Genomic DNA, 16,091 nt, shown 5'->3' with positions numbered 1-16,091 from the left:
GGATACAGATTATTCAACAACCAGTTTGTGATTCACAACACCTTGGCTCGTAGTTAGTTTAAGAAGATACAGACCTGACACAACGCCATTCAGGCTCACCTGAATCGAGCCGTCGGACAGTGCCGAAGTGCGGGCAGGTATTTGGCGGCCGAGCATATCCCAAAGGCTTACTTCGCTTGCGGGAACACCGGAAGAAACCGTCACCACACCCGCCTTACGTGCGGGATTCGGGTATACGCCCGCGAGCTGGCCCGCATCGCGCGGGTGCAGGGAAACAACCCTTGACAAACTGAAAGTACCGTCCAGGTCGACCGAACGGAGCCGGTAATACACGGTTTGCAACTGGCCGCCGAACGAGCGGTCTGTGAAATAGTACCGTTGTAGCGCGTTACTATTACCGGCTGCGGCCACAGTGCCGATTTTCTGAAAGCTGCGCGCGTCGAGGCTTCGTTCTATTTCAAAATGAGAAGCGTTCTCTTCACTGGTTGTCTGCCATTCGAGCAATGCGTTGTTTTCAACTGCTTTCGCATTGAAACTGACCAGCGTGACCGGTAAACCGGCTTCCGGTATCGCACCGAGCGTAAACGGGCTCCAAGCCGATAGCACCTCGCTCGTTACAAAACCTGCCGTCAGTGTGCCGGTCACATTATGACCTTCGTTGAGCCAGTTGCCTCCCGTAAGGTGGGCTACGCTGAAAACATTCGCGTTTTCGGAAGCTGTGATAGTCGGGTTTTTATAGTCATCGTAGGTGATAATTACCTTACCGGTTGCGGTGCCTTTCGGCGCGAGATCCCAGTATTCCTGGTTATTGTAGGCTTCAAGGGCAATATCGGAGGCACCGGTCGTCGTGAATGTACCGGTGCCAGCGTCTCCGGCAAAGTAACGGACGCTCATCCCCGCGGTGTTATCGGTCAGTTCCGTCGTAACAGGCTGGTACCTGACTCCGTCCCCAACCGGGTAAACGAAACTGCCCGTCCCGGTTTTCACCACGTAGCCATTCACATGCCGCTCATCGGATACGCCCAGCACCGATGCGGTATCGCCAATCACCAGCGCGGCCAGGTCATTGGTAGCATCCACGATGCCGTTTACGAGATTCACCCTCGCACCAACCTTGATGCTATTGTCCAACACAATGCCCGCAGGATTGTTGATCGTCAGAAAACGAGTGAAATAAGTTTGGGTACCGCTCAAAGTCTGCGCGGCGACGCCATCGAGCGTCAGCACCCCGGTATCCGCCTCCGCCATCGCCTGGTTGTTGACCAGGTTTCCGGAAACAAAAACGTTGCCGTTATTGGTAAAAGACCCTCCTCCCAGTTGCAGATCGCCTTTTACCTGCAAAATGCCGCCGCTGACCTTAACCGTCCCTCCGGTGCTGGACAAGCCCTGCGCAACGGCGCTCCCGCCGAGTCCGGCAAGGACCGCCACAATATATATAGCTTTCATTTGGAATGTATTTGATTAAATAACAGGAAAATGACTGAATGCGCGAAGCCTAGAAGCCCCTGCTTCCGCTTGGTTCCATACGCCGGCGCCCCATCACCAAACCAGTTCCCACTGCAAGTGCAAGCAGGGCCAAACCGGCTAGTCCCATCCAGGAATTCCCGTTATTGTCATGCATTTGCTGGCGAAGTGCCGCATTATCCGCTTTCAGGCTTTCCAGCTCTGCCGCAAGGTTGCGGGTGCGCTCTTCCAGCGCTTTGATACCCGCCAATGCCACACCGTCGGCGTCCACGGTTCCGATGCCACGGTTATCGTTGCCCAGCCTGAACGCCGCGTAAAAGTCCTGCGCCATGGGGCCGATGTGCCTGATATTGTCGCCTTCCGTTTTATAGCTCCATCGGGTTACCGGGAGTTTACGGAGCTTTCCGAGGATTTCTTCGTTTGAAATTTGTTCAAAACGATGTTTGCGGTTCACATCCGATGCATTCTGCCATACCCCGCCGGTGGTCAGCATAGCTCCGGTGGAGGTGGAAATAACCGCGCTGGACTGCCCCCAGTTACTCACCGAAGCACCGCTCTGAAGCGTCACACCGGTACTAAGATTGGACGAGGTAAATATCCGGTACCCACCGCTGACGCGCCAGTTGGCCGAGTGGTTCACACCGGCCCGGAGTGTATCTACGCTCGATCTATCGGCGAACACAAAACTACCCTGCCGGGCATTGGTATGTGCATGATAACCCATGGCGACGGAAGCAGCTCCGCTCGCGACATTGTTTTCACCTACTGCAAATGACGATTGCTGCGCGGCGGTCGTCCGTAAACCAAAAGCAGTTGCGTTGCTGGCCGATGCCCGCACATCTTGTCCGATCGCCACGGAATAGTCTCCGATATTGGCCGCATCCCATTGCGTACTGTTTACACCTCCTCCCCGGAAAGCGGCCTTTCTTGGGTACCACATCAGGCGTGTACCAGCTCCTTCGACAGGTACGTCAACACCTGATCCGTCTCCATTGTATTCACCTCCGAATAGAAACGCTCCGTCTTGATAAATGACCATGTTCTTGTTTTGCGCGGCATCCCGCCCAACCAAGAGTGTGTCCGTCTTTTGCGCATGCGCGCCCACAGGCACCAGTATTGAACAGAGCAAAGTTTTTAAAACAGGTTGCCGCAGGAACAAATTGGACAATTTTCTGCGGGAAGAATTTGGGGTAAAGCTTGCATTCATATGACAGATAGGATTAGGTGTTGTTATGAAAAGTACAACTAATTCCAAAAATACAACTATGAATGAAAACTACTTTTACATGGCCAACAATAGCGCATGTAGAAAACATCAGCAGCCAGATAACTAACATTAACTGCCGTCGCGTACTAACCGCACTGGCTGTTGCCAGGATTCATAACTGGTTGATTATCGATCACATCTTCATCGAGAGGCTCTTCTTAAAACCGTTTAATAACTTTCTATGCAAAAGCGCCGCGGAATGGAGGTTTCGCGGCGCTTTTGCATCTTCATTTCTATCAAATCACTGCGCAAACTTCCGCTGCTTCGTTTCCGTCTCAGTTGGAAAGTCGGATGGGATAGGAATATTCGTTTTCCCGGTAGCTGCCCACTGGCTCCCGCGTTGCAGACAAGTTATGAATCCTACACATTCCACGGAGTAATCGGCGTGGCCCAGCGCCATATGAAAAATCCGGCCCTTACCGTAGCGCAGCGCGATCAGCATAGGCTCGTTGCGGTCGGTACCGTTGTTGGTCTTGGGAGAGAATGCCGTGGCCAGAATCTGCATGTTTTCGGCCGGGCCCCGCAGGCGGTCGTACAACTCGTCGCGGCTATGCAGCCAGCTTGCCGGCATGCCTTTCGTAATGGGGTGGTTCGGTTCGCGAACCGTGATTTTAAACTCCATTTGTGCGCCGTGAGAGCCGGCCTTACCCGGCTGCGTATCGCGCACTTCTTTACCATTCTGATCGAAATACACATAAGGACCGTCCTTTTCCGTCCGGTCGCCCCAGCCGCCGAGGCCGATCATCTGGTTATAGGCAGGCCATTGCGGAAATGAGTTGTTGGCAGCATGAATGACCACAAGGCCGCCACCGTTTTTCATGAATTTTTCGAAATCTTTCTGTACATCAGCCGTCCATGGCGCCGCATTCCACCCGAAATTGCAGATGACCACATCGTAATTTGAAAATTTGGGATGAAAAGCAGAATCTGTCTTAGGCTGCTTCAATGCCTGAGTTTCCGGGCCGCTTTTCACCGGATATTCCTGCACAAGCTTGTCGCCCTGCCAGGTATAGCGCGTGCGTTGAATGTCCACGCTGAATTTTTTGCTGTCTTCCAGGTAATACTTCATCATAGCCGTGATCTTTGGCCACTGCTCGTGGTTATTCTGCCCATCGACGATAAGCACTTTCAAAGGCGACTTCTGCGCGAAGGAGGAAACAGAAAAAGAGCCTGCGCCCAGCAACGCGAGGAGGAAAATCAGGAGTTTGTTGTTAAATGCCATAAATCGACGGATTTCGGGGATTATTCACCTATTAAAATTATGTGTATTCCAAATCAAGAGCAGTAAATACACTTTATTTACCCATTACCGGTAGTCCGCTGGGAACACTTTTGGGTATCGATTTATCAAACGAATCGTCATTAAGCGTGTTCAGAAACTCCACGATCCGGGAAATGTCTTTGAAATTGACGTCCATTTGCGTCGCGAGCGGATCGATCTGCCCTTCCTTTACATTCGGGTTCAGCAGTTTCCCACCTGCAATATCCTCATAGAACATGAGTACCTGGTCGAGGGTAACAAATTTGCCACTGTGCATATAGGGGCCGGTGAACCTGAGGTTGCGGAGCGACGGTGTCCTGAATGCATACTTTTTATCGGCGCCAGAGTCGCTTTCCTGTCTGTTTTCTGTATCGGGTACGCCGAGGACGTGCAATTTAAAATCGGAGAACATCGGGCCGGAGTGGCACTTGGCACATCCCGTGGCGAGGAATGCATTCATTCCCTCCTTTTCGCCGGTCGATAATGCATTGCTGTCGCCGCGCATGTACTGATCGAAACGCGTGTTGTTCGCCACGAGCGTGCGTTCATACGCAGCGAGGGAGCGGGCGAGATTCACCCGGCTGACGGGCGACTGGTCCTTGGGAAATGCCACCGAGAACAGCCTGCGGTATTCAGGGAGCCGGGAAAGCCTTGCCACTACTTCGTCGAGGATACCGGTTTCGTGAAAACCATTTCCCCGCATTTCTTCCAAAGTCTTGATAGGTTCCAACGCCTGCTCCTCCAATCCCCTGGCCCGGTTATCCCAAAACATCGGGGCCGAAGCAGGGTCGTAGACTTCATTATTTCTAAGCCCGTTGAAGGCTGTATTCACTACGCTTTGGGAATTTCTTTTAACAAACGGGATGTCGTTCGGGTCTGTGAACCTGCGGTTTTGCCCTCGCCCGACGCCATTTACACCAATGGATGTTTCGAGGAATTCCGCGTAATTGAATTCGGGCTGATGGCACGTAGCACAGGCCACATCCTTATTCCCCGAAAGAACAGGGTCGAAGAACAGCAACCTGCCCAGCGCCACTTTTTCGGGCGTCGAGGGGTTATCGGCGGGATCGGTGGCCGTCAGCGGCAACGCGCCGAGGTCCGCGATCGTTTCCACCCTCTCCTCGGCCTTTTCCGATACTGCATTCCGCTCGCCGCATGAAAAAAACATAGTGGCGGCACCCAGGGTCAAAATACAATTCCTTAACACTTCAATCGATATTCCTGCCATTCCAATCTCCATATTCAACTCAAACTCCCTTATATAAGGCAAGTAGGAACAGAAATTTACCATTCATCTGGCATCAATAACAATGATGAAGGTCATACCCGCTATTTTTAATCGGCACGCAGGTTCTTGACCGGGTTCAACAAAGCCGTTTTGACGGCCTGGAAACTAATCGTGACGACAGCCAACAACAATGCTGCGAGCGCTGCCATTGCCGGTACTTGCCAGCCGATGGTAATGCGATAGGCAACTGGCAGGGGACGGTTTGGGAACTAGCAAGAAGGCCGATCCCTCCGCACGATGTTTGATGTAGCAGTACAAATAATTATCTTTGGCTTTGATTTGTATAATACCAAAGTACCAATGCATACCGAAACGCTGCAACAGTTTTATGAGCGCACGAAACAGCCGATGCCCGCAGAGCTGGCTTCGCAGTCCAATGTGAGCCACTTCAATGTAAAACAGCGCACCTGCCTAAACAGAATGACGCCCTATAACCGGCGCGACTATTATAAAATCTGCCTGATCATCGGGCAGGGCATGCACTTGGCGGGCGGCAGAGAAACGCCTATCGAAGGTGCCGGCATTATTTTTTCAAACCCCGGGGTACCGTCTTCCTACCACGCTGTTTCGGAGTCGCAAACAGGTTTCTACTGCCTTTTCAACGACACATTCCTGCTCAACAGCATCCGGCAGGAGATACGCTACCGGAGCGCGTTGTTCAACCCTGCCATTCAGGCGGTAATCCCGCTGGATGTTGTCGACCGCGAGCGTTTCAGCAGCCTCTTCGGCGAGATGGAGCGCTTATTATCAACCACATACACTTACAGGTTCGATATGATCAGGAGTTTATTGCAAATGATCATCCTGGAAGGCATACGCTTGCAGGGTCCGGTTACTAACGAAAACACTGCCGACCGCCTGATCTCCCGCTTTTTTGGCTTACTCAACCAGCAATTCCCCGTCGACTCGCCGGAAAACCCCCTGAGATTACTCACACCCGCCGCCTATGCCGACCAGTTGAGCATTCATGTCAACCATTTAAACAATGTGCTTAAAAAATCGACGGGCAAAACTACCCGGGAGATTATTCACGAACGCATTGTGGAAGAGGCTAAAACATTGCTACTGAACACCGACTGGGATGCCGCCCAGATCGCCTACACGCTCGGCTTCGAGTACCCCTCCCATTTCAACAAGTATTTCAAACAGAATACCCAAACCACTCCCCTGCTATTCCGGGAGCAGCTACGGCATGCCAATTGACATTTGATTTATATAAGCATTGCTTTGATTCATATTACCTACTGATTTGCTTGCAGCCCTACCTTTGGGACATTAATAGCAAGCATATGAAAAGACTTAAAGAATCCAATAAAACAGTCAGCACCGTTCTGGCCCTCAGCCTGATCCCCATCACAGGCTTTGCGCTCGACGTGTTCATTCCCTCACTCCCAGCCATGAGCGCGCGGCTGCACGCTACGCCCGAGGCCGTGCAATTGTGTATCTCCATTTTTCTCGCAACTTACGGCGTAAGCCAGCTGCTGGTCGGCGGCTTGCTCGACAGCTATGGCCGTTTCTGGCCCAATATCTTCGCGCTGGCGGGTTTCAGTGCCGCCAGTTTCGTCATCGCAAACACCGACAGCCTTGAAATGATTTATGTGATGCGGGCTGTACAGGGAGTGATGTCTGCAGTGATCGTAGTCAGCAAAAGATCCTTTTTCTTCGACCTTTTCGAAGGCGAAAAACTGAAACATTACACGAGCCTATTTTCCGTGATCTGGTCGGCGGCGCCGATCATTGCGCCTTTTCTGGGCGGGTACCTGCAAACGCGCTTCGGCTGGCAGTCAAATTTCTACTTCCTCGGCTTTTTCGGGTTGGCATTTCTTGCGTTGGAGCTTCTGTTCAGCGGCGAAACCATCGCCTCAAAAGCACCATTCCGCCTGAAAACCATCGGTAATGCCTACCGGTCGATGCTCGGGACCTGGGATTTCACTTCGGGCCTGCTCATTCTGGGCTTGTCGTACGCCGTTCTGATGATCTATAACATGTCGAGCCCGTTCCTGATCGAAGAAGTAATGCATTACCCCGCAACGATCACGGGCAATTGCTCCATGATTTCGGGCCTGGCCATGCTCGGTGGAAGCTTGCTATCCAAAGCGCTTATTTCCAAGCCATTCTATCAAAGATTATTCACAGCAGCCGTGGCGCAACTGGCCGTTTCGGGTGTGCTCATCGTGCTTACATTACAGTACCACAACCTGTACACGCTGATGGTCTACGTGATTTTGCTGCACTCGGCGTCAGGTTTCATTTTCAATGGCATGCTTGCCTATTGCCTTACCCGGTTTTCGCAATTCGGCGGATTGGCAAGCGGACTGACGGGCGGCGGGTACATTCTTTCGACCTCGGCATTCAGCTACGTTGTCGTGAAGGCCATCCGCATCGACAGCCAGGTTTGGCTCGGCGCTGGCTATGCGGTACTGATTTTGGCTGTGCTGGTGCTCATCATCCGCACCAAATGGCTGGAACGCAGCGCGAAAAGCGAAGTATTAAAAGAAGATGAGGTGATGTTAATTATCGAGTAACATGCGGACAAGGAAATCCCTGCTGAATCTTGCCTGCGGCAGCACAGCATTTACCATCGCTGGCGCGCCCGGATTGTCGTAGCGGCTTATCAGTACTATACAATCTTTCCCAATCTGTTAGGATCAAAACTGGCCCATTTACGCATCTTAAGAGCCTTATAATGCGACAGCGCGGCCTGGTAACACCACCGGCAAGCCTATCGGAAAAGCCCCGCGATACGAGCGTATTTGCGGGGCTTTTTACTGCCCGACCTTCGCAGCCCGCATCGTACCACCATTCACAAAAAGGTTAAAAATAAATTAAAAAAAACAGGGAACTGCTTTGCTGTAATTCTTATACTTTTTCGATCTTTATGACGTCTGAATTAAAGACGAAACTCAATCCCTAACAAACGTAAAGCATGTCCCCTATCAACAATTTACTTCCTAGCCTGTTACCGCTCGGCCGGTCAGAACGCGGGCGAACGTATAGCAGTGCAAGTAACTGGCGGTTTCCGAAATAATCTATTTTCCGGCCCGAACTGTCCTCTTCTCGTTTCTGGAACAGCAACTCTTTTTTTTAACCGATCGCTTAGCCATCGGTTACAACCATGGACGCTCCATGTGCGTCAAGTGTTTGCTATACCCTTCAAAGCAGGGAAGCCCAGTCGGCAATCAAGGTTTAGGAAAGTTTGAAATACCCGACACCAGGTGTATCAGGAAATAATAACTCAGATTATTGATGGATTCCGCTCCGGCAACATCGCTCATTATTGCAACTTATAACTGGGCGGAAGCGCTGCATTGCAGCCTTTTGAGTGTTATAAAGCAGAAAATCTTACCAACGGAGGTAGTCATCGCCGACGATGGTTCCGACAAACGGACGCTGGAAGTGGTCCGCAAAATGCAGGAAACATTTCCTGTGCCGATTATCCATGCGTGGCACGAGGACGTCGGGTTCCGCAAAAGCCAGATCCTTAATAAAGCGATCGGACAGTGTTCCGGCTCTTACGTGATCCAGGTAGATGGCGATGTGCTCCTGCATACTTCTTTCGTGGCAGATCACCTGGCCGCGGCCGAGCGCGGGACGTTCATACGCGGGTCACGTGCGCGGCTTACTCCGGCGAAGACCGACGAACTACTCCGGGCCCCGGGCACACACGTCAGCATCTTTTCAAAAGGAGTTTACAACAGGCTGAATGCATTGCGGTTACCTGTGCTGCAATCACTCGGGCAGCGCAAGGAAATGAAGAGCCGGAGCGTCCGAGGCAGCAATCTCTCCTATTGGAAGGAAGATTTCCTGCGCGTGAACGGCTACAACAATGAACTCAGCGGATGGGGCCATGAAGACGAAGAACTGGCGGCCCGCTTCATCAATAACAATATCATTAAAAAGATCGTGAAGCTGGGTGCCGTGCAGTACCACCTGCACCACGAAGAACTGCCGCGGTCGAACGAGCCGGTCCACCGCCAGATCATTCAACATACCCTGCTAACAAAAGTCAAAAGATGCCTTAATGGATATGAAAACCTTCTCTAAGAGCGCGCTGATTATTTCCACCTACAACTGGCCGGAAGCATTGCGGCTTTGCCTGCTCAGCGTCAGAGAGCAGTCGGTATTGCCCGATGAAGTGATTATCGCCGACGACGGGTCTACCGGGCAAACCGCGGAGGTGATCGAATCCCTACGACCTTCTTTTCCGATGAAACTGATCCATGTCTGGCAGGAAGACGAAGGTTTTCAACTTTCGAAAATCCGCAACAAAGCCATTGCGAGCAGTTCGGCCGACTATATTATCCAGATCGACGGAGACCTTATCCTGCATAAACATTTTGTCAAAGACCACCTGGCATTGAGCAAACGCGGCACCTTTGTTGCAGGAAGCAGGGTACTGATGAACAAGGAATTATCCGAAAATATGCTGGGCAAACAACAAGCCAGGGTAGCACCTTTTCAACAGGGACTCGGGAATTTCTCGAACCGGTTCAGCATCACCTGGCTGTGCAGGTACATGGCCGATCGCTACAAAACGCAGGACATATTTGCTTTGCGCGGCTGCAATATGGCGTTCTGGCGGGAAGACCTCCTGCGTGTAAATGGCTACAACGAGGTGTTTCATGCCTGGGGCCGTGAGGACAATGAAATTGCCGTTCGGTTGCTCAACGCAGGCCTGAAAAAACGGGCTGCCAAATTCGGCGGGGTGGTTTTTCACATTTATCATCCCGAAGTGGACCGTGGCGGCTGCCCCAAAAATGAAGCGTACCTCACCGATGCGCTGCTCAACAAAACGGTTTATTGCAGCAAAGGCATTCATCAATATCTTGAAAGTATCGAGCCGGTCCGGATGGCTGAGCAGGAATTTGCGCTTTAATGCATGGGTAACAGTGAATTGATTTCAGTCATCCTGGTCACGTATAATGCAGAAGGTTTTTTGCAGCGATGCCTGGACAGCATTTACAGCCAGCATTACCCGCATATCGAGATCATCGTCATGGATGGCGGCAGTACCGACGGAACGGCGGCCGTTCTTAGCAGTAACGCCGGCAAACTGGCTTTCTGGAAAAGTGAAAAGGACGGCGGGATCTATGAAGCGATGAACAAAGCCCTGGACCATGCCCGGGGTAAGAGGATTTATTTCATCGGAGCAGACGATATCCTTACCCCCGCATTTTCGCAAATGCTTGCCGGGTTAACTGACCCCTATGCCATTTATTACGGCAGCGTACTCAAAGCCGGCCAAAAATACCTGGGAGAAATGGCACCCTACAAGCAGGCAAAAACGGGCATCAACCATCAGGCGATCATCTACCCCGCCGGGGTATTCTCCCTGCGCAGGTACGACACCCGCTACCGCATTTCAGCAGATCACGTGTTCAACATGCAGTGCCACAGCGACAGCCGCTACCACTTTGTTTTCAGGGATTTCGATATCGCACTTTTCAACGATACAGGCATATCGTCCACACAGAAGGACCTCGTATTTGAAAAAGAGAAGGCCGGGCTGATCTTGAAGCACTTCGGACCAGTGATTTATGTAAGATTTTTATTCAAAAAACTGAAAGAACGAATTTTCAGCCATTAAAAACTTTCCTGCATTACCATTCCCGCACTCCTGTCAAATACTATCTTGGGCGGAAGGCCGAGGAGTTTCACAAGCAGCCGGTTTCGCCATTTTCTTTTTGGAATAATACGAATCAAAACCATCATCGCGCGGCAAATGGCTAACTGCAATGCATTGCTACTGTCCTTTACGAGCAATTGTTTTACTTCCTCTAAATATTGGTCGCGCTGGTCGTAGCTCTTCTGGTTTTCGGTCCGGAAACGGAAACCACCGAGCAGGAAAGAGGTCGAATATAGGCGCTCGTATCTGAAAAACCGGAGCCAAAGTTCGAAATCTGCTGCCAGCGGGTGGTTTTGGTCAATCAAACTACCCGCCTGATCCCACAACCCGCGCCGCCAAAAGACCGATTCCTGCTGGATAAACCGCCCATCGAACAATTGAAGCCGCAATCTCGACCAACGCTGGCCGTACGGAAGGTCGTCATAAAGGAAAGCCCGTCCGCTTTCGTCGAAGAAGGTGTTGGCCCCCATGATCCACTTCACGTGCGCAAACCGTCCGAAAAGGTCGGCGACCGTAAAGAGCGACTTCGGGTGATACATATCGTCGGCATTGAGCCACGCCATGATATCGCCCGACGACCGTGCAAAGCCCTTCTGCAAGGCATCGTAAAGGCCATTATCCTCCTCACTGACCCACCATGCAAGCTGCTGCTCGTATTTCCGGATAATATCCACAGACCCATCGGTGCTCCCGCCGTCGATAATAATGTATTCCAAATTGGGATACCCCTGCCCCAACACCGATACGATGGTATTTTCCAGGTATTTAGCCTGATTAAACGAGGGGGTCACAATGGTAATCTTCGGCAGGGACATATTCAATGCATAAAACTTATGGGCAACCGTTAAGTAAGCGACAATTCGCGCTGATAGGGCTCGCGTACGCGCTCCGGAACCTCAAACGGCTCGGAGGCGAGTACCATCAGAATGGAATCGTCGGCAATTTCAAGCATGTCATACCGGTCCTCGGGCGTTAACAGCAGACATTGGTCTGCCGAATTGAGGACAAAGTGCTGATCTTCGGTGCCGGTGTGGTTGGTGATCAGGCAATTGCCTTTCAGGCAAATGACCGCCTGCTTCATCCGTTTGCGACCATTTTTAAATTGATCGGGGCCATTGACGTAGAAAATACGCTTGATTTCGAACGGAATGACACGCTCGATCACGGTCAGGCTCCCGCGGGTGTCCGTAAAAGTTTTCAGATTAATTAAACGAGCCAAGGGGTGTTTACGATTAGTTTAGGTTAATGCATTCTTTTTGGTATAATTCTTATAGCGACCCCGCAACCCGAACTGTATACGCCGCGACAAGCTGACCTTTATCCATTTTAAAACCATCGGTTGTTCATGGAAAACGGCGGCCGGATCAATCAGCAAGATTTGGGACTCAGCGGAAGAAAGCGCTTTGATATAAGTACTGTACACGAGCCGGATCATATCATCCGGAAGGTAATATTGTTCAGCAGTAAGGCGAAAACTTTTGTCGATGCAATACCGGAAATCGTGGAAGTGATAGAAAACAAGCGGTATTTCCCCTGTACCGGCATTCTGAACAAATACCTGTCCGTTCGCATTGACACAGGAATAGTCCACTGCATTCCAGGGTGCGATTCCCCCTCCCCTATGTTCGAGCACGTGAACGCCCTCGAAACGTTCCGTCCAATCATCGAGGTATTTCTGGTCCCCGAACTTGCCATCCTCGAAACGGTTGTAACACCATTCCAGGCAAGCGTTCATCCACCACCGGAGTACCGCCAACCCCTGGTCCGTATTTCTAAAAGTAACGAACTGGACGCAATAGATGCCGCTATCCCCCGACTGGTCGTATTGCGGACTATATCTGTGCGCGGTGATCAGCACTGATTTCTCCCCAATTTCATCCGTTAGAACCTTCGGATCGGCAAAAAACAGCAGGTCCGCATCGAGATAGGTGCAGTGGTCGAGCGAAAATGTATGGATACAATGCCAGATCGTGAAAGAAGTACAGGTCCAGCAATACTCGCCGGGCGTGCGGCTTTCTTTTATTGCAAGGAGTTCCGGCGTTTCAAATTCGTCTAGGGAAATGATGGTTGCATGCGAGAGGTTCAGGCGCCGCAGCAATGCGTCGCAAGCGTCGTCGAACGCGAAAATATACAAATGAAAATCAACCTCTTGCCCGACCAGCGAATTGTACATCGCCAATCCCCTCGACAGGTAGCATGAATCGAAAAGGGTACAAAAATTCTGCATTAAAATATGTTAGGGGTGGAAGACCGCGATCTTCTATTACAAATATCAGCGATAAATTGTGAATCTCGTCCTCTTCGTGGTTGGTAAAATAATATATGGCAGACTATTTTTTTGCCGTCCAGGTTGTAAAATTGTAGAATAATTAATTGACTACCAGTTATATAAGACATAACCCGTCTCATTATCACGAAGTTGGCTATGCTAAGATCGTATTGTAATGCGGTTACTGAATAAAGCCCTAACTTGCACGAAACCCTAGAATAGAAACATGGCATTCTTTAAACCAAAGAAAAAAAACCCGTACGGCTGGTTCGGCGACTACAAAAAGTGGGAAACATTGACCGCACTGTCGGGCGGCTACGAAGCCGAAGCAATATTGGATAAAACAAAGAATGCGCTGCTAAAAGTAAAAAATGGTCAGGCGGTGTACGAACGCGATTCGGTTTTGTTTGATAAAAAAATCTATCCCTATTCCGTCATCTCGGCGCTGCTGTACACTGCCGTCGAATGCGGCAACAACCTGAACGTGCTTGATTTCGGAGGGTCACTAGGTAGCACCTATTACCAAGTGAGGGACGTCATCCCACCTGGGGTGCAGCTGCATTGGAGCGTGGTAGAACAAGAGAATTACGTCCGGTGCGGGCAGCAGTTTTTTGAAGATAATACCCTGAAATTTCATTTCACGATCGAAGAAAGCATGGGAGCCCAAAAGGCCGACCTCCTGTTGCTTTCGAGCGTGGTACAATACCTCGAAAAGCCGCACGATTTCCTTGAAGAGATCAAGCAATACAATTTCAAATACATACTCATCGACCGGACGGCATTCGTCAAAGGTGACCGCACCGATCGGTTGACACTGCAAGTAGTGCCGCCGGAGATCTATGAGGCGCATTACCCGGCCTGGTTTTTCAATGAGAAGCGCTTTCTCGAACATTTTGAAGGATACGAGATCAAAATGGAATTCGAATCATTTGTGGCGGGCGAACAGGAAATGGAGATCGACCATGTGAAAGCTGGCTACGACAAGGGCTTCTTTCTCATCAAAAACTGACCGGCGTTATTTATTTTGCCTGCTCACCATTTCATTGATCCAGATCGGCGCAAAAGGCGATGTACAGCCTTTTGAAACGGGATAGTCGCGGTAAATGCCCAGCTTTTCACCGATCGCCAGCGCACGTGCGCGGTGCTCGGGAAAATTGATCCCGATCTGCGCCAAAGTTGTGTTCATCGTCCATTGCGCTTCGGACGGGGCCGTCGGCATTTCGGATTCAATGCGGTTTAGCAAACCCACGACGTCAATACCTTCGGGGCTGCGTGCTACGCGGCCGGCCGTAAGGCTCCAACCCGCGCGGGCAGCCCACGGATAATCCGAGTCCATCCACGCCTCGCGAAGTTCTTCCTTTTGAGGATGCTCTTTGATAATATAGGAAGAAAGCCAGTCGGCAACCCAAAAATAGTTGACGCTATGTACCAGCCTATCGACTTCGGCAACGGACAGCAATTTGGGCTTCATCACGAGCACACCCAAAAGCTGCGCCTCGATATTGCCGGTATCCCACAATGCCAGGCCCAGGTCGTGGTCAACCTTGATCTTATTCGCAATGGCCCGGATGTCGCCCATTTTCACCCCGAACTGATTTTCGTGAGCGCCATTTTTTGTATTCATGGCCCGCACTTTCTCATGTCCGAGTGATTCAAGTCGTGTTAACGCTTCTTCGACCGTCATTTGCCCTGCATTTTTTCCGGATCATCGTAGTTGACCATCCAGTTGATACCAAATTGATCGGTCAGCATCCCGAAATAGGCGCCCCAGAAAGTGTCCGCGAGCGGCATGGTAACCTGCCCGCCCGTCGCGAGACCGGCAAAAAGCTGATCGGCTTCCCCACGGTTTTCCGCATTGACCGAAATGGAAAAGTTGTTGCCCGGCTGATAATGCGATGCCCATTCGCCGCCCGTATCGCTTCCCATGAGAATGGTTTCCTTACTGATCGGCAAGCTGATGTGCATGATCTTGTCCGCATCCTCCGCGCTCATACTTTTGCCATCCTCTCCCGGTGGCATTTCCCCGAAACGGCCTACATAGGGAAATTCTCCTCCGAAAACAGATTTATAAAAATGAAAGGCCTCTTCGCAGTTGCCATTAAAAGTGAGGTAAATGTTTACAGTTGCCATTGTGGTGGTGGTTAGGATTAATACCTTCAATAATAAGGTTTTTCCCATAAAAAACCTCTTAAGGTTCCACTTCCACGATCATTTCAATCTCCACGGCAATACCAGACGGCAACGACGCTACACCTATCGCCGAACGGGCATGTTTACCGCTTTCTCCGAAAACCTCCACCATAAAATCGGTAAAACCATTGATCACCTGCGGTTGCTGGGTCAATGTCGGCGTTGAGTTTACGAGGCCCAATACCTTCACGACTCTTTTCACTTTGTTCAGATCGCCGATTTCGTATTTCAGGGAGGCCAGCAATGCGATACCACAAAGTTTGGCGGCCTCTTTTCCTTGCTCGACGGTGAGGTCATCCCCTATTTTTCCCAGTATTTGCCCGCCACCGGGCTTATCCGGACCGTGCCCCGAGAGGTAGATCAGGTTGCCGACGCGCACCGCACGCATGAGATTTCCTTTACCCGCATTGAGTTTGGGCAGGGTAATGCCCAGCTCGGTCAGCTTTTTTTCCGGATCGGGGCGACCGGTTTGTGCTACACCCTGAAAACTGACAGCGAAGAATAGAAACAGGAGTGCGGCTAATGAAGTTGTTTTTAACATGATAGGTTTAGTTTAATCTAAAATACAGTCAAAAATAACAATCATTCAGAAAGAACCACACGCGATCCCGCCCACCGGTCGGGCGGCTTTGCTTAAACAGTGTTTTTTAATACTTATTCAACAAATAATTAAAAATAACAGTAATTGTTTAACCCTGCTTGGCTTATTAATCCAAGTTACTCGTC

16 protein-coding genes are annotated in these 16,091 nt (G+C 50.8%); 6 read left to right on the top strand and 10 right to left on the bottom strand.

The genetic code is table 11. The annotated features are described in order from the left end of the window. Positions 1 to 9 precede the first annotated feature (9 nt). The 4 genes from ACTJJJ_RS02145 to ACTJJJ_RS02130 form a co-directional block, all read right to left on the bottom strand. Positions 10 to 1,446, bottom strand: coding sequence for a T9SS type A sorting domain-containing protein (locus ACTJJJ_RS02145; RefSeq protein ID WP_440701327.1), 1,437 nt, complete (start codon positions 1,444 to 1,446; stop codon positions 10 to 12). 49 nt (positions 1,447 to 1,495) lie between these two features. Beyond that, positions 1,496 to 2,593 carry a tail fiber domain-containing protein gene (locus ACTJJJ_RS02140; RefSeq protein ID WP_188931167.1) on the bottom strand — a complete coding sequence of 366 codons (1,098 nt, stop codon included), beginning with the start codon at positions 2,591 to 2,593 and terminating at the stop codon, positions 1,496 to 1,498. 379 nt (positions 2,594 to 2,972) lie between these two features. Then, positions 2,973 to 3,953, bottom strand: coding sequence for a ThuA domain-containing protein (locus tag ACTJJJ_RS02135; protein ID WP_188931169.1), 981 nt, complete (start codon positions 3,951 to 3,953; stop codon positions 2,973 to 2,975). A 73-nt stretch (positions 3,954 to 4,026) separates the two neighbouring features. After that, positions 4,027 to 5,160 (bottom strand): cytochrome-c peroxidase, encoded by a 1,134-nt coding sequence (locus ACTJJJ_RS02130; protein WP_440701326.1) that lies wholly within the window; start codon positions 5,158 to 5,160, stop codon positions 4,027 to 4,029. A 420-nt stretch (positions 5,161 to 5,580) separates the two neighbouring features. On the opposite strand from ACTJJJ_RS02130, the gene ACTJJJ_RS02125 reads away from it, so the two are divergent. From ACTJJJ_RS02125 to ACTJJJ_RS02105, 5 genes are all read left to right on the top strand, one after another. Then, positions 5,581 to 6,483: a helix-turn-helix domain-containing protein gene (locus ACTJJJ_RS02125; protein ID WP_440701325.1), complete on the top strand. Its 903-nt coding sequence runs from the start codon at positions 5,581 to 5,583 to the stop codon at positions 6,481 to 6,483. An 86-nt stretch (positions 6,484 to 6,569) separates the two neighbouring features. Further along, on the top strand, positions 6,570 to 7,805 hold the full coding sequence (locus ACTJJJ_RS02120) for an MFS transporter (RefSeq protein WP_440701324.1): 1,236 nt from the start codon (positions 6,570 to 6,572) through the stop codon (positions 7,803 to 7,805). Between the two features lie 721 nt (positions 7,806 to 8,526). Continuing rightward, positions 8,527 to 9,324 (top strand): glycosyltransferase family 2 protein, encoded by a 798-nt coding sequence (locus ACTJJJ_RS02115; RefSeq protein ID WP_426295004.1) that lies wholly within the window; start codon positions 8,527 to 8,529, stop codon positions 9,322 to 9,324. Then, positions 9,308 to 10,156 carry a glycosyltransferase family 2 protein gene (locus tag ACTJJJ_RS02110; RefSeq protein ID WP_440701323.1) on the top strand — a complete coding sequence of 283 codons (849 nt, stop codon included), beginning with the start codon at positions 9,308 to 9,310 and terminating at the stop codon, positions 10,154 to 10,156. Before ACTJJJ_RS02115 ends, ACTJJJ_RS02110 begins: the two co-directional genes overlap by 17 nt. Positions 10,157 to 10,159: 3 nt before the next feature. Continuing rightward, positions 10,160 to 10,867 (top strand): glycosyltransferase, encoded by a 708-nt coding sequence (locus ACTJJJ_RS02105; RefSeq protein ID WP_440701322.1) that lies wholly within the window; start codon positions 10,160 to 10,162, stop codon positions 10,865 to 10,867. Here the strand turns inward: ACTJJJ_RS02105 and ACTJJJ_RS02100 are convergent. From ACTJJJ_RS02100 to ACTJJJ_RS02090, 3 genes are read right to left on the bottom strand one after another with little or no spacing between them, the layout of a single operon-like run. Next, on the bottom strand, positions 10,864 to 11,721 hold the full coding sequence (locus ACTJJJ_RS02100) for a glycosyltransferase family 2 protein (RefSeq protein WP_440701321.1): 858 nt from the start codon (positions 11,719 to 11,721) through the stop codon (positions 10,864 to 10,866). The genes ACTJJJ_RS02105 and ACTJJJ_RS02100 overlap by 4 nt on opposite strands. 29 nt (positions 11,722 to 11,750) lie before the next feature. After that, complete coding sequence (locus tag ACTJJJ_RS02095) at positions 11,751 to 12,125, bottom strand: sugar 3,4-ketoisomerase (RefSeq protein WP_440701320.1); 375 nt, start codon at positions 12,123 to 12,125, stop codon at positions 11,751 to 11,753. 18 nt (positions 12,126 to 12,143) lie between these two features. Beyond that, a complete protein-coding gene (locus ACTJJJ_RS02090; RefSeq protein ID WP_426295008.1) occupies positions 12,144 to 13,133 on the bottom strand; it encodes a glycosyl transferase in 990 nt (329 codons plus the stop codon). A gap of 268 nt (positions 13,134 to 13,401) precedes the next feature. On the opposite strand from ACTJJJ_RS02090, the gene ACTJJJ_RS02085 reads away from it, so the two are divergent. After that, a complete protein-coding gene (locus ACTJJJ_RS02085) occupies positions 13,402 to 14,184 on the top strand; it encodes a methyltransferase, TIGR04325 family (protein WP_440701319.1) in 783 nt (260 codons plus the stop codon). 6 nt (positions 14,185 to 14,190) lie between these two features. Here the strand turns inward: ACTJJJ_RS02085 and ACTJJJ_RS02080 are convergent, their stop codons facing one another. The 3 genes from ACTJJJ_RS02080 to ACTJJJ_RS02070 are packed head-to-tail and all read right to left on the bottom strand — an operon-like array spanning position 14,191 to position 15,906. Beyond that, the gene (locus ACTJJJ_RS02080) at positions 14,191 to 14,859 is read right to left on the bottom strand and encodes a DNA alkylation repair protein (RefSeq protein WP_426295010.1); all 669 of its coding nucleotides are present in this window, start codon (positions 14,857 to 14,859) and stop codon (positions 14,191 to 14,193) included. After that, positions 14,856 to 15,305 (bottom strand): VOC family protein, encoded by a 450-nt coding sequence (locus ACTJJJ_RS02075; protein ID WP_188931191.1) that lies wholly within the window; start codon positions 15,303 to 15,305, stop codon positions 14,856 to 14,858. Before ACTJJJ_RS02075 ends, ACTJJJ_RS02080 begins: the two co-directional genes overlap by 4 nt. A 58-nt stretch (positions 15,306 to 15,363) precedes the next feature. Continuing rightward, a complete protein-coding gene (locus ACTJJJ_RS02070; RefSeq protein ID WP_188931193.1) occupies positions 15,364 to 15,906 on the bottom strand; it encodes a RidA family protein in 543 nt (180 codons plus the stop codon). Between the last annotated feature and the right edge of the window lie 185 nt (positions 15,907 to 16,091).

It is taken from the genome of Dyadobacter sp. 22481 (assembly GCF_052044875.1).
Classification (GTDB): domain Bacteria; phylum Bacteroidota; class Bacteroidia; order Cytophagales; family Spirosomataceae; genus Dyadobacter; species Dyadobacter endophyticus.
Note: the sequence above shows the minus strand (reverse complement) of the source record. Positions and strands in the feature narration are given on the sequence as shown.